Origin of the sequence: Nitrosopumilus maritimus SCM1, assembly GCF_000018465.1 — an archaeon.
In the GTDB taxonomy this organism is placed as follows: Archaea; Thermoproteota; Nitrososphaeria; order Nitrososphaerales; family Nitrosopumilaceae; genus Nitrosopumilus; species Nitrosopumilus maritimus.
The window spans coordinates 523,889-537,258 of sequence record NC_010085.1; the positions used below are offsets into that span (position 1 = coordinate 523,889).

The following is a 13,370-nucleotide window of genomic DNA, read 5'->3' on the forward strand; positions in this document are numbered from 1 at the left end:
AATGGTACTTGATTCTGGAGATACAGCGTGGATGCTTGTAGCTGGAAGTCTTGTATTGCTTATGATCCCTGCATTGGGTCTTTTTGAATCTGGTTTACTAAGAAAGAAAAATGCAGCTTCAATTTTCATGCAAATCTTTTTCGGATTGGCACTTTTGAGTGTCATGTGGTTTGTATTTGGATTTAGTTTATCATTTAGTCCTTCAGAACATGGTTTAATCGGAGATATGGAATGGGTGTTCCTCAAAGGTGTACCTTCTGATGATTCATTACCATTTGCTCCAACTATTCCTGGTGTACTATTTGTAAAATTCCAATTGATGTTTGCATGTATTACGCCATTACTCCTTACAGGAACAATTGCTGAAAGAATGAAATTTAGTTCCTTTATTGTTTTCATATCTGCATGGTCTATGTTGATCTACTATCCTCTTGTACACTGGGTATGGGGTGGCGGTTGGTTAGCCCAATTAGGTGTTGTAGACTTTGCTGGTGGTATTGTAATTCACACTAGTGTTGGTATGGCAGCTCTAGCTGCTGCAATAGTATTAGGAAAGAGACGAAATTACGGTCCTGCTATTATGATTCCTCACAGTATCCCACTCGCGGTTCTTGGTTCATCTTTGCTATGGCTTGGATGGTTCGGATTTAACGCAGGTAGTGCTCTTGCAGCATCTGGTGGTGTTGCAGGTAATACTGTAATTGTAACTCACATGGCTTCTTCAGTTTCAGCTTTGATTTGGGCTGGACTTTCATGGGTAAGAACAGGAAAACCATCTGTTGTTGCTACCATTAATGGTGCAATCGCAGGTCTTGCTGGAATTACTCCTGCATCAGGATTTGTCAGTGCTGAACACGCATTTGTAATTGGAATTGCTATCGGTGTAATCTCTTACTCTGGTGTAGTGTTATTCAAAGAGAAATTACACATAGATGATGCACTTGATGTTAGCTCAGTCCACGGTGTTGCAGGTATTGTGGGTTCTCTTGCAATTGGTATCTTTGCAAGTACTATGATTAACCCTGGTGGCGTTGATGGATTACTATTTGGCAATCCTGACCAACTATGGATTCAAGCAGTAGGTGTTGCAGTTGCAGCCGCAATCGGATTTGGTGGAACATGGATACTGATGCAGATAATCAAACATCTTATGGGAATTAGGGTTAGTGCGCGTGTAGAAGATGTTGGTCTTGATATAAGTGAACATGCTGAGTCGGCATACTCTGATGAAGAAGAATTCATGCTAGATATGGATACGTACACTGATTCATTACAAGAAAAAGATGAAATCTTTAGAAAGAAAAAATAGATTTGGTGTATCTTCTTGGGAAATAATTATGACGAACTAACACAAAAAATTCTTGCTTTAGATCCTCAAGTAAGATTTGCTGGTGTTGCAAACAATAAGGGTGAACTTGTTGCTGGAGGACAAAAAGATGATGTTGAAAAATTACTTGCTGAAGATGATGTTAAAATGTCCATTCACTATGCTTTACAAAAACGAGACTTGTATACAAACTTGGCATATAGAATAGGAAATGAGACTTCATCAATTACAGAATATGAAAAAGTCACAATGATTACTATTCCAATAAGTTCTAGTGAATTATTCTTAGTCAGTACAGAACCCCGTGCAGATTATCTGAAAATTATTGATGCAGTTCGCTCTGAACTTGGTTTATCTGGTGATTAATTTACCTCGTCGAATCACAGTTACGATGGATGATGAACTAGTAAAGAAAATCTATATTCTCCAATCAAAAGAAATTGCAAAATTCCAAAAACACATCAGTTTCTCAAACGTTCTTAATTCACAATTAAAACGTGCACTGAAATAGGAATCTAGGCTTATTTTTTGACTATTTTGTGCCTAGCAGATTTTGATATTTTAGAAATTAACTCTAATTGCTTGAATTGTAAAATTCTAGTGAATGATTCCCTTTAAACCCCTAAACCTTCAAACTTTCTTGTGGAAATTGTAATCAGTGCAGTTCTAACTGTTGTTGGATTAGTGATGTTGTGTTTTGGTGGCAACTGGTTAGTTAGTGGTGGTGTTGCCATTGCACGAAAATTTCGCATTAGTAATCTTGTAATTGGTATGACTATTGTTGCATATGGTACCTCTACTCCAGAACTTGCAGCAAGTATTGCAGCTGCTGGGGAACATAGTGCAATTATTTTGGGAAACATCATTGGAAGTAACATTGCAAACGTTGGTATGGTGATTGGAATTGCTGCAATCTTGGTACCTCTTTCAATTCACAAATCTATACTTCGAAAAGAAATTCCTATAATGCTTGGTGTTTCTGTTTTGTTGATTTTAATTTCGATTGATGGCGAACTATCAACCTATGATGGAATATTGTTGCTTGTTGGATTGGGAGTCTTTGGATATTATACTTTTAAGGATGCAATGAAACGACGAGAAGACAATAAAGATGACATTCAACAAGGTGGCAATAATGTATATCTCAAGTCTATTGGTCTGATTGGACTTGGAATTGGCCTCTTGTATGTTGGTGCACTTTTGACAGTTGATAATGCTGTAATTCTTGCCAAAGAATTTGGATTGTCTGAAAAAATTATTGGTCTAACAGTTATTGCAATTGGAACATCTCTTCCAGAACTAATCACATCCATCATTGCAATCAGAAAGGGACATAGCGATATTGGAGTTGGAAACATCATTGGAAGTAATATTTACAATATTTTGATGATAATGGGTGTTGGTGCTGCACTTGGTGGCGTGATGATTTCAGATGATGTTTATGTTGATTATGCAATTATGATTCTGTTTAGTATTTCATTGTTAATTGGACTAAAAACAGGCGTAATTAACAGGGCCATGGGTGTGTGTTTGGCAATTGGATATGTTACCTATCTTGTCTTGACCTTTTTCAAATGATTTGTATGTATTCTTTAAATTGTGATTACTTTGATTTTTTCTGCCTTGATTGATGGTGTGATAGATGGCAATGATGCCCATTGGATAACATTTTGTTGATTATTTCCAATCTCTGAAATATTTTTCAACATTGTTGGAAGATTGTGAATTATTCTAACTGATTTTCCTGGATTTTTAATTTCTCCATCTTCAATAATTCTAACTCCACTTCTTGCAGTACATGAAAAATCTCCTTTGATGGGATTTACTGCATATGTGTACCATAACCTTCCAACTAGTATTCCGTGTTTTGTATCTTTGATCATATCTTCTTGAGAAGTTTTTCCTGAATCAATTTTTAGATTATGCGGGGCTGAAATTGAAATTGGTTCCGAACTTCTGCCCATAGGAGAACCAATTCTGGCACCATTTCCTGTTGATTTTTTATTTTCTTTGTAACTATCAAACAAATTTGAAAACGTGTTTTTGAAAACCCCCTTTTCAATCAAATTATTTTTTTGTGTAATAACTCCTTCATCATCAACTACTTTTGTTCCTACACCATCTGCCATATGTGGGTCATCTGTTAAGTTAAAATCATCAACTGCAATTTCATCATCAAAATTATTTGAAAAACAACTCTTTTTTTCTGAAAATGTCTTAAAATCAAAATTTGATGAGACAACAAATGCTAGCAATTCTCCTACTGAATATGGTTCAAAAATTATATCATAAGTATCTGAATCAATCTTCTTAGGATTTATCGATTCTATGCACATCTTTTTTGCGTCTTCACCAATTTGCTCTGTTGCAAAGTTTGCCAAAATTCTGCCACTTGCATGACCTATTCCTGATACTGGTAAAATTCCATGTTCTGATTCAGCGTTAATTATTCCTGAAATGTATGTTGATTTGTCTTTGAAGAAAAGCCCATTGGAATTTTCAATCTCAAATAACTCTGAAACTATGTTCAATGAACCTGTAATCGTATCGATTTTATCAGAATTTGCTGAATTTATCATGGATTGTGTGATATCCATCATCTCTGAGCCTGAAATTTTATCTAATTTCTCATCAAACGTTCCTTCTAGATTTGTACTTGAAACAGTTGTGGGTAATCCTTGCCAAAACTCTCTTGGTTTGAGATTTGGGATTGTCAAAAATGCTGAATCAATTGCTTTTTCAATATCTTCTTTTTTTGTGGTTTGAATAGATGCAATTTTTTTGCCATGAATTATTCTTATTCCAAAACTCTCATCAAAATTTTGTTTAATCTCTGCAATTTCTGAATCCGTGATTCTTACTGTTGTGATATTTTTTTTAACAGAAACTATTTCACACTCATCGATTTGTTTTTTCTTTGAATGTTGTAATGCCTTTTCTAAGGCAGGCAATTATTTTCTCCTTGGGTTTTCATAATTGAATTTGTTTATCTTAATCAATTCAGTATATGATCCAAACTGTGATGTGTTTGAAATCTTGTCTAATTCGTCTTCGTGCTCTGTGTCATCTTCAAATTTTCGCAATATTTCATATTTTGTGTTCCTTTCTGCTGGAATTCTTTTAATTTCTCTTATCATGCGTCTGATTTCTTTTGGTTTTAACAATTGTCCGTGCTCTGAACCTGCAGAAGTCGAAATACTCTCGTTAATCAAAGTTCCTCCAAAGTCATTAGCTCCCCACATTAACAATAATTGAGACATTTTTTGTCCCTCTTTAACCCAAGACATTTGTATGTTATTGATGTGATTATTCAGCATTATTCTTGCAATTGCATGAGTGAGTAAGACATCATTTCCACTACCTCCTTGTTTGATTCCTTCATGTAATTGATGTTTGTACATTGGTGCTTCTGTATGAATAAAGTTAAGTGGAACAAATTCTGTAAACCCTCCTGTCTCTTTTTGAATATCTCTTAATTTCTCAATGTGTTTGACTCTGTCTTCTTGTGATTCCAAATGTCCAAACATCATAGTTGATGTTGTGTTTATTCCCATTTTGTGGGCATTTTTGATGACTCTCTCCCAATCTTTTACACTTATTCTGCCTGGTGAAATCTTGTCTCTGAGTTCTTGGTCTAAAATCTCTGCAGATGTTCCTGGGAGTGTATCTACTCCTGCTTCCTTCATTCGTTTTAGAAATTCTTCTATTTCTACTCCTGAACGTGTTGCGCCATAGAGAATCTCTTCAGGTGAGAATCCATGAATGTGGATATCTGGAACCTCTTTTTTGATCTCTCTGCAAATGTTTTCATAAACATCTCCTTCCATGTCTGGTGGAAGACCTGCTTGGACGCAAACTTCTGTTGCTCCTAGTTGATGTGCTTCCTTTGCTCTGCGTACGATTTCTTCTGTTGGAAGAAAATACCCTTCTTCTTCTCTAAAGTCTCTGCTAAATGCACAAAATCCACATTGTTTTATGCAGACATTAGTAAAATTGATGTTCCTGTTTACTACGTAAGATACAACATCTCCTACCCTTCTCTTTCTTAGCTCATCTGCAACTAATCCTACTAGGTGAAAATCAATACCTGATGTATCGTACAACTCTAATCCTTCTTTTGATGTAATCTCTTTTTCTGATAGTGCCCGGTTTAGAATTTCTGATACAACTGGATCTGCATTTTTAAAAAGTGAGTCTATGTTTAGTGTCATCTCCAATACTCCTCTTTTACCAACCCTTCCTCATTTTGAATCTCTTTCATCTTCTCTTGTAGTTCTTTACTAATAAAAGAAAAGAATTCCGGGTATATTGGGAATCTGCATTTCAAATCAAATCCTGCACTTTTTGAATTTTCATCGACTTTGTTAATTTCTGGCCAAGAAAATTCGGGGTTCACAAAATCAGGAGTCAAAGGTGAAATTCCTCCCCAATCATTAATTCCTACAGACAAAAAACTCTGATAAGACTTTGGAGATAGATTTGGTGGAATCTGTATGTTCATCTCTGGCATAATTATTCTAGATAGGGCAACAATTGTTTTGAAATATTTTTCATCTGCAGATGGTTCATCTTTCATTCTTGTGTCTTGTTTTGGTTGGAAATTTTGTAAAATTACCTCTTGAATGTTTCCATATTTCTGGTGTAACTCTTTGATTGTTAATAATGAATCAATGATTTCTTCTATTGTTTCTCCTATTCCTACAAGAATTCCTGTAGTCATTGGAATTTGTAATTTTCCAGAGTTTTCTAAAATTTCTAATCTTGCTTTTGGTCTTTTACTAGCTGCCAAATAATGTGGCATTCCTTTTTCTGTTAATCTTTCACTAATGTTTTCAAGCATTAGGCCCATTGAAACATTTGTTTTCTTTAGTTCTTTCATCTCTTCAAAATTCAAATTTCCTGCATTTGTGTGCGGGAAAAGTCCTTTTTCTAATGCAATTTCTGATGCATGAATTAGATATTCTGATGTAGATGTGAATCCATTTTCTTTTAGCCAGTCTTTTGCTTCTTGGTATCTTTGTTCTGGTTGTTCCCCTGTTACAAACAATGCTTCAACACATCTGTATTTTTTTGCAAGATCTAGTAATTCTGTAATTTGTTGTTTTGACATTAATGATAGTTTCTCTTCTCCGGGCTCTGCTTTGTATGTACAGTATGAACAACTGTCTTTACAGAGATTAACAATGTTGAAGAATGCTTTTTTTGAAAATGTTACAGAATTCCCTTTGTGTTTTTTTCTTAGAACTTGTGCTGTTGAAAAAAGTTCATTTGGGTTTTTTATTGCATTATGATAAATTTCTAAAATACTGTGACGAGAGATTTCTTTATTGTCTAAAACATTGTTTAAACTCTCAGAATTTAATACAAGTTTGCTCAACAAAATGGTTCTTGACTATGACTATTTATGCTTGTATAACACTAATTTCCATTTGGTCTTTCTTGAAGAATAATTGAGATGTCTGTAGTCCTACCATCTCTTAAAACCTCTAAAACCATCTCATCTCCAACTGATTTTGCTCTTTGAAGATGAATCAAAATATCGTCTATTTTTCTCACTTCAATTCCATCTACTGCTAAAATTATATCTCCTCCCATTGGATAATTTACTCCGTCAACATCGATTGTTTTCTCTGAACCTATCAGTCCCGCTTTTGATGCTGGACTGTCTTCTATCACTGTCACAACCAAAAATCCTACTGCATCTGGAAGTTCTAGAACTTTAGCCAAATCAGGATCAATATCTCTTCCAGAAATTCCAATCCATGGGTGTTTGTAATCTCCATCTTCAATTAATGTTGGAACTATCTTTGCAACTGTTTGTGATGGGATTGCAAATCCAACTCCCGTAAATTCTCCTGTGGCTGATTGAATTGCTGTGTTAATTCCTACAATCTCTCCTCTCATATTCAACAGTGGACCTCCAGAGTTTCCTGGATTGATGGCAGCATCTGTTTGAATAACATCTGGAATTGAATATCCAGAACCTGATGGAAGTAGTCGACCTAATTGACTAACTATGCCTGATGTCATAGAGCCAGATAGCCCAAATGGGTTTCCTATTGCTGCAATGGGCTCTCCTACTTTGAGATTAGAAGAATCCCCAATTGAGAGTGGATGCAATAATGCCAAATCTGCATTTACTTTTACTACTGCAAGGTCTGTAAATTCATCTGTTCCAATAATTTCTGCATTATATGATCTACCGTCAAGAAATGTTATGATGATTTTTTTTGCATCATCAATTACATGTTCGTTTGTTATTATGTGACCTTGTTTGTCAAACACAAAACCTGAACCCACTCCTCCTACATCTGACACTTCTTCTCTTTGAACATTAACTCTAACAACACCTGGTTCTGATTTTTCAAATATCTCAATTAGTGATAGATCTTTTGAATAAACTGGAGTGACTTCTCCTACAGTACTTGGACCATGACCGTTACTTACTACGATATCGGGTTTTACTGATTCAGGTGGAGATACAAACAAAACTGCAAAAATTGCTACTACAATTACGGCACCTATTGCTCCTCCTACAAACACTCCTGATTTATCCATGAGATTTTTTATTTCCTATTTTACATCTAAAAGGCTTGCTATACGCTAATCGAACTTTGAGAGTGATCTTTCATAGAGTAACTCCTTCCCCTCCAAGTAACTGATGATGTTTTTTTAGCTTGCAATAATCCACTCAAAAATCCTAACACAACTACAAGGCTTCCAAGTGGAGCAAATATTGCATATCTAAATTTTAATTCTAATCCTATTTTGGCTTCAATCACTGCTCCAATGTAAATTAACAATGATGCTGCAAACGCCGTTGCACAAAGAATTTTTGATGATAATGTTTCTGCAGGTAACAAAATAGATGTTGCAAAAATTGGAAATGGTACAAAAAGCAAAAACAATACTGCAAAGAAAATTCCTATTGCGATTTTCCCACTTTGAAGATACAAAGGTATCATCAATCTTTTTAGTGCATTCCAAAGGGTACTTTTGTCTCTTGCCCAAACTGCTTCTACTAGATGTTCTCCTCTTACCATCTTCATTTTGTATCCTGCTTCCTTTACTTTTTTTCCAAGTGCCCCATCTTCAATTATTTCGTGTTTGACTCCCTCATGCATACCAACTTGTTCATACGTACTTTTCTTCAAAATGAAAAAACTACCAAAAAAATAACCTGTCTTTTTTGATGGATTGTTCACATTTAGTGCAGAGAATCTTGTATGCAAAAACGTAGAAATCATTGGAAGGGTAATGTTTGTCCAAAAATCAAATGTGAGCATTTTTGGTATGGTTGATAATGCATCTAGTTCAAATGATAAAAGATGTGAGACCGCAAGTGATATGACATTTTTTTTATGTGTAGTGTCTGCATCTGTAAATAACAATAGTTCTCCTGTTGCTTTTCTATATCCTTCCATACATGCCCAGTTTTTTCCCATCCATCCTTCAGGTTTTTCTCTTGCAGAAACATGAATGACTTTGGAGTTTTTCTTTGCATATTCTGAAATTATTTTTCCCGTAGAATCTTCTGATGAATCATCAATTACAATAATTTCATAATCTTTGTAATCCTGATCAATTAATGAATCCAAACATTTTCCAAGAAACTCTTCTTCGTTTCTTGCAGGTAAAATTATTGAAACTTTGGGAAATCCCTTTGATGTATTTTCAAATCTATCCAAGTAAGGTGTTAATCTAAATGAATCAACCATTGATTTTATCAAAAATAACCACGCTCCACATATTCCAATTAGGATTGCTGATAATGAATAATTCAAAACATCAAATGCTATTTCCATAAACTATCTCTCTATCTCTTCTTTGATGCTTTGCATGGCTTGTTCTGTACCACTTTTTATGTGATTTTTTATCATACCTGTAAACATACTCATCATTCCTGTTAGTTTTACATCCCACACTGTTTGCAGTGTAGTTTCATCACCTTCTGGAATTACTGATACTATTTTTTCACCATTAATGATGCCTTTGGTAAATTTTGCATGAATCTGTTTCATTGGGTCTATGGTAACTTCTTGCATACACTTTTGATCCCGAAATGCTATTGTTATCTCTCTGTTGATGGTGTTTTCATTTTTTGAAATGTTTCTAACTTCTTTTGTTCCCTTCCAAAATTTTGGTTCATTGTCAATATCTGAAACCACTGTCCAAACTTTTTCTACAGGTGCATTGATTTTGACTTTGACTTCTATTGTGGCCATGCGACATAATTACTCATTCCGCATTAAATATATTAGATTCCAACTTTATTGCAAATAGACTGTGATGGGCAACATGCCTAAAATCCAGAACAGTAACTCCAGTTCTAATGGCATTTGCCATTCTTCCGTCACAGTCAATCAATCTTTGAAAGAAAATGAAACCCTCGAAATACATGCCAAAAATAGGAACCTTTGATGGTGTAGGCTTTTGGAAAAATGCATATGCACACCAACGCGGAAAATTATTGAAAAAAGTCAATGTCCCTGAAGATCAAATTATAGAACTGGTAAACAAAAAGTACATGGAACTCCCTGCGCCACTACGATATGAAATTGAAACTAGTGGTATTGATAAAAAAGAATTACAATAATCAAAATTCATTTAAGAGGCAAAGTTTGTGTCACTTCATGTCGCATGTTTCATATGATGATTTTGCAAAACTCGATATCAGAGTCGCAAAGATTATTGACACAGAACCTATTGAAGGAAAATCTAGAATTATCAAAGGTAAAATTGATTTGGGAAATGATGATCAGCGTGATGTAATTATTGGTGGTGCACAATACTTTCAACCAGAAGATATTGTTGGAAAAACTGTGATTGTTCTTGCAAACTTGGAACCAAAAAAAATGGCTGGAGTAGAATCTAATGCGATGCTTTTAGCTGCAGATGTTGATGATAAACCATTTTGGTTAACTGTTAAAGAAGACGTTCCACTTGGCAGTCCTATCAAATAATTTTTGTATAATTCCTTTAGTTTAATTCATTTTTTCAAATCTCTCTTGACAATATGCTGTTCTAAATTGGATGATTGCAATTGAAAATTTGTGTGCCTTTATAACTAAAATTTAGAAAATTAATGAAAATATGTTTGATTTATGACTAGTCATAAATCATGAGATCTTTTTCTTCTAGTAATGCATGTAGATTATTTACTGATCTGTAAACATCTGGCTCTTTCTTTGCTCCTGTACAGACAAGTTTTCCTGAGGAAAATAACAAAATGACTGTTTTAGGATCTAGCATTCTATGAATAAGTCCTGGAAACTGTTCTGGTTCATACATACTTCTTGGCAATGTTCTTGCAGCTTGTTCCAAGTGGATTTTTCCTCCAAGATTAATTGATGCAACAATGTTTTGAATTTCTACAACCGCATCTTTCTTTACTTTAATTCCACCTTTTCGAAGTTTTTGAACAACTGTTTTTACTGCTTTTCTTGCCATCTCTTCTGATTTAGAACCGGTACATACCATTTTACCTGAAGTGAAAATCAATGTTGCAGTTTTTGGACTCTTTAATCTGAAAACTAATCCTGGAAATTGATCAGGATGATATTCTACATCAGGAAATGTTCTTGTAATTTCATTCAAGTCCATCTTTTGATCAACAGATGCTGATGCTACTACATTTTCCACACTTACGATAGGTTTGGTTTGTGGCATATTCGATTTTTTTGTATTTTAACTATAATAAAAGCACTCGCCATCTTTTTTCGTATTTGTAGGCATTTTTTACAACTTTTTGGCCCTATTTACTATTAGACGAATGGTTTAATTGAGATCTGACGATCGGGGAATTTAGTGGATTTTACAAATTTTGATATTGATCAATTGTTTGGGATGAAAGACGATTCTAATCCTCTGATGATGTTGATTTGGATTCTACCAATTGTTATTTTCATTTTTTATGGTCAACGAATTCAACTGTATGTCACATCAGGTGAAATAAAAAAAGGAATAAAAAAACTAGATGGATTTCGTGAAGAATCTAGAAATGAATTAATCACTTACATTAACAAACATCTCAGCCCAAAAAATAATCCTGAAAAAAAGATTGATCAATTCTTAGAATATTTTACCATCATGCCTGTTGATATGGATCCTAATGGTATTGTTGAAAAAGTACAACATACTGTAAGGTCAAGAGAAGATTACACTCGTGAACATGTTAAATCACTTTTTTCAGAAATTAATGAAATTGAATTATCTAAAGTCCAAACTTTGCTTGAAATTGCATCTTCATTGCAAATGATACATAAAATTATCAATCACATGTTTTTGACTGCAAAAAAACAAAACAATTATCCGTTAATCTTGCCCCTCCAAATGATTCTTCCTTTTATAATGGAACAGGCAGAAGCAATGAAAGAAGCCATTCCAGTATTTAAAACAGGGCAACCCGTAGGTGATGGAATTGGTCCTATGGTTGTTGGGAAAATGATGTTAAATAGTCCAAAAGAAATCATTTCATTTCAAACAGCACTTGCACAAACTACATTTGAAAATCGAAATCTGTTTTTATTAAAAGCAGAAGGACCTGGTTCCACTGTTGGCAGACCTTCTGATGCATTACAATCAATTGTTTCTAAAAATAAAATTGATGCTGTAATTATGATTGATGCTGCATTGAAAATGGAGGGTGAAGACTCTGCATCTATCGCAAGAGGATTTGGTGCTGCCATTGGTGGTATTGGAACTGAAAAATTCCATATTGAAGCTGTAGCAACTGACAATCAAATTCCAATATTTTCTATTGTAGTAAAACAATCAGTAAAAGAAGCTATTACTCTGATGACAAAAGAAATTGCAGACCAAGCAGATGATGTTCGCTCACAAGTTTATGAAATAATTCTAGAAAATACCAAGGAAGGCCAATCTGTAGTTGTTATTGGTGTTGGAAATACTATAGGAGTTCCTCAATAATGTTCTCAAAAGAAAAAATTACTGTAGCTTACACTGTAGAAAAATGTGAAAAATGTGACATGCAAAAGAAACGAAAATTTTCTGAAGGTGATGTTTTGTTTGCAGAAATATCAAAATGTAATTCCTGTGACGGAATTACTGTAATTGATAAAATATTTGGTGAAACCCTAGAACAATAAACTATGCTTTAGTAGTTACTGTAACCCCATCTTCTGTTGGAATAAACGTATGTTCTGCTTGAGCCACTCTTTGTTCATTTACTTCAATTAAAACTGGATACGCCTGAACTGCTTTTTTCTTTACTAGAATGTCTAACAAGTCTTTTGCTTCTTTTTCATCTCTATCTTTTGTAATCCATCTTAATGCAAATGGTAACATGTTAAAATTCTCCCAGATATAGTCCAGTAGTTTATCTGCTTCTGCATTTTTTGTTTTCTTTCTAGAGTTTATTGCAAAAATGTTTTTTATTTGCCCATTTCTAACAAATCCTCCTCCCTCTGATGTTGTGACAAAAGGTTCACACGCATATGCAGAATTTTCAGAAAGTGAAAATCCTCCAATTGACCAGATATTTGGAATGGATTTTCCTGCATGAATTGTATACTGTTCCAAGGAATGACCACTGAGATTTGCAATTGGTTTGTATCCCATTTGTTTTATTGTAGTTTCTATAGTTCTGCCAATGTCACTTGCTTTTACTCCTGCTTTGATCATTGACATTGCATTTGCCAACCCTTCTTCAGCTGCTTGTACTAGTCCATCATATTGTGGATCGTAACATACTGTTACTGCAGTATCTGCAATGTATCCGTTAATCTGTGCCCCTAGATCAATTTTTATCAAATCTGTATCCTTGATGGTGATTGGATCATTTGGTTCTGCAGTATAATGAGCTGCAACTTCATTGATACTTGTATTAACTGGAAATGCACATTTTGCTCCTCTTTTTCTAATTTCATCTTCTACCCACTCACAAATTTCATAAACTGTTTTTCCAACCCAATCTTTGACTCTGACCATCTCTCTTACTTCGGATGCAATTTTTCCTGCTTTGATGTATTCTTCTGTTTGCACATTTTTGCTCCTTTGTGTGCCTTTAAAATGATTATCTGTG

General features: G+C 34.5%; 15 protein-coding genes. 7 read left to right on the forward strand and 8 right to left on the reverse strand.

Translation table 11 applies throughout. The features are described from left to right. Position 1 precedes the first annotated feature (1 nt). From NMAR_RS03145 to NMAR_RS03155, 3 genes are all read left to right on the forward strand, one after another. A complete protein-coding gene (locus tag NMAR_RS03145; RefSeq protein WP_012214971.1) occupies positions 2–1,309 on the forward strand; it encodes an ammonium transporter in 1,308 nt (435 codons plus the stop codon). Positions 1,310–1,324: 15 nt separating this feature from the next. Beyond that, the gene (locus tag NMAR_RS03150; protein ID WP_012214972.1) at positions 1,325–1,693 is read left to right on the forward strand and encodes a DUF6659 family protein; all 369 of its coding nucleotides are present in this window, start codon (positions 1,325–1,327) and stop codon (positions 1,691–1,693) included. 276 nt (positions 1,694–1,969) lie between these two features. After that, positions 1,970–2,905 carry a calcium/sodium antiporter gene (locus tag NMAR_RS03155; RefSeq protein ID WP_148680064.1) on the forward strand — a complete coding sequence of 312 codons (936 nt, stop codon included), beginning with the start codon at positions 1,970–1,972 and terminating at the stop codon, positions 2,903–2,905. Positions 2,906–2,919: 14 nt separating this feature from the next. Here NMAR_RS03155 and NMAR_RS03160 read toward each other — a convergent pair whose 3' ends face one another. From NMAR_RS03160 to NMAR_RS03185, 6 genes are read right to left on the reverse strand one after another with little or no spacing between them, the layout of a single operon-like run. Beyond that, on the reverse strand, positions 2,920–4,278 hold the full coding sequence (locus NMAR_RS03160) for a TldD/PmbA family protein (RefSeq protein ID WP_012214974.1): 1,359 nt from the start codon (positions 4,276–4,278) through the stop codon (positions 2,920–2,922). Beyond that, positions 4,279–5,538, reverse strand: coding sequence for a 5-amino-6-(D-ribitylamino)uracil--L-tyrosine 4-hydroxyphenyl transferase CofH (cofH, locus tag NMAR_RS03165; RefSeq protein ID WP_012214975.1), 1,260 nt, complete (start codon positions 5,536–5,538; stop codon positions 4,279–4,281). Then, a complete protein-coding gene (cofG, locus tag NMAR_RS03170; RefSeq protein ID WP_148680065.1) occupies positions 5,535–6,704 on the reverse strand; it encodes a 7,8-didemethyl-8-hydroxy-5-deazariboflavin synthase subunit CofG in 1,170 nt (389 codons plus the stop codon). Before cofG ends, cofH begins: the two co-directional genes overlap by 4 nt. Before the next feature lie 41 nt (positions 6,705–6,745). Continuing rightward, on the reverse strand, positions 6,746–7,885 hold the full coding sequence (locus NMAR_RS03175) for a S1C family serine protease (RefSeq protein ID WP_012214977.1): 1,140 nt from the start codon (positions 7,883–7,885) through the stop codon (positions 6,746–6,748). A gap of 38 nt (positions 7,886–7,923) precedes the next feature. Next, positions 7,924–9,132, reverse strand: a complete 1,209-nt coding sequence (locus NMAR_RS03180) for a glycosyltransferase family 2 protein (RefSeq protein ID WP_012214978.1) — start codon at positions 9,130–9,132, stop codon at positions 7,924–7,926. Between the two features lie 3 nt (positions 9,133–9,135). Then, on the reverse strand, positions 9,136–9,552 hold the full coding sequence (locus NMAR_RS03185) for a type II toxin-antitoxin system RatA family toxin (RefSeq protein WP_012214979.1): 417 nt from the start codon (positions 9,550–9,552) through the stop codon (positions 9,136–9,138). Positions 9,553–9,725: 173 nt separating this feature from the next. Between NMAR_RS03185 and NMAR_RS03190 the strand changes: the two genes are divergently transcribed. Both NMAR_RS03190 and NMAR_RS03195 read left to right on the forward strand, forming a co-directional pair. Next, the gene (locus NMAR_RS03190) at positions 9,726–9,923 is read left to right on the forward strand and encodes a hypothetical protein (protein ID WP_148680066.1); all 198 of its coding nucleotides are present in this window, start codon (positions 9,726–9,728) and stop codon (positions 9,921–9,923) included. 37 nt (positions 9,924–9,960) lie between these two features. Further along, positions 9,961–10,290 (forward strand): tRNA-binding protein, encoded by a 330-nt coding sequence (locus tag NMAR_RS03195; protein ID WP_148680067.1) that lies wholly within the window; start codon positions 9,961–9,963, stop codon positions 10,288–10,290. Positions 10,291–10,435: 145 nt separating this feature from the next. On the opposite strand, the gene NMAR_RS03200 is transcribed toward NMAR_RS03195, so the two are convergent. Then, on the reverse strand, positions 10,436–10,996 hold the full coding sequence (locus NMAR_RS03200) for a TATA-box-binding protein (protein WP_012214981.1): 561 nt from the start codon (positions 10,994–10,996) through the stop codon (positions 10,436–10,438). Between the two features lie 138 nt (positions 10,997–11,134). Here NMAR_RS03200 and NMAR_RS03205 point away from each other — a divergent pair, with 138 nt between their 5' ends. Continuing rightward, positions 11,135–12,256 carry a DUF1512 domain-containing protein gene (locus NMAR_RS03205; protein ID WP_012214982.1) on the forward strand — a complete coding sequence of 374 codons (1,122 nt, stop codon included), beginning with the start codon at positions 11,135–11,137 and terminating at the stop codon, positions 12,254–12,256. Beyond that, a complete protein-coding gene (locus tag NMAR_RS03210; protein WP_012214983.1) occupies positions 12,256–12,435 on the forward strand; it encodes a hypothetical protein in 180 nt (59 codons plus the stop codon). The genes NMAR_RS03205 and NMAR_RS03210 overlap by 1 nt, the downstream gene beginning before the upstream one ends. Before the next feature lies 1 nt (position 12,436). Here NMAR_RS03210 and map read toward each other — a convergent pair whose 3' ends face one another. Continuing rightward, the gene (gene map, locus NMAR_RS03215) at positions 12,437–13,330 is read right to left on the reverse strand and encodes a type II methionyl aminopeptidase (protein ID WP_012214984.1); all 894 of its coding nucleotides are present in this window, start codon (positions 13,328–13,330) and stop codon (positions 12,437–12,439) included. Positions 13,331–13,370 lie beyond the last annotated feature (40 nt).

Bases quoted from the DNA above. Each gene is read 5' to 3' on its own strand.
- NMAR_RS03145 (WP_012214971.1), top strand. From the start codon at position 2: ATGGTACTTGATTCTGGAGATACAGCGTGGATGCTTGTAGCTGGAAGT.
- cofH (WP_012214975.1), bottom strand. From the start codon at position 5,538: ATGACACTAAACATAGACTCACTTTTTAAAAATGCAGATCCAGTTGTA.
- NMAR_RS03175 (WP_012214977.1), bottom strand. From the start codon at position 7,885: ATGGATAAATCAGGAGTGTTTGTAGGAGGAGCAATAGGTGCCGTAATT.
- NMAR_RS03180 (WP_012214978.1), bottom strand. From the start codon at position 9,132: ATGGAAATAGCATTTGATGTTTTGAATTATTCATTATCAGCAATCCTA.
- NMAR_RS03185 (WP_012214979.1), bottom strand. From the start codon at position 9,552: ATGGCCACAATAGAAGTCAAAGTCAAAATCAATGCACCTGTAGAAAAA.
- NMAR_RS03190 (WP_148680066.1), top strand. From the start codon at position 9,726: ATGCCAAAAATAGGAACCTTTGATGGTGTAGGCTTTTGGAAAAATGCA.
- NMAR_RS03195 (WP_148680067.1), top strand. From the start codon at position 9,961: ATGTCGCATGTTTCATATGATGATTTTGCAAAACTCGATATCAGAGTC.
- NMAR_RS03200 (WP_012214981.1), bottom strand. From the start codon at position 10,996: ATGCCACAAACCAAACCTATCGTAAGTGTGGAAAATGTAGTAGCATCA.
- NMAR_RS03210 (WP_012214983.1), top strand. From the start codon at position 12,256: ATGTTCTCAAAAGAAAAAATTACTGTAGCTTACACTGTAGAAAAATGT.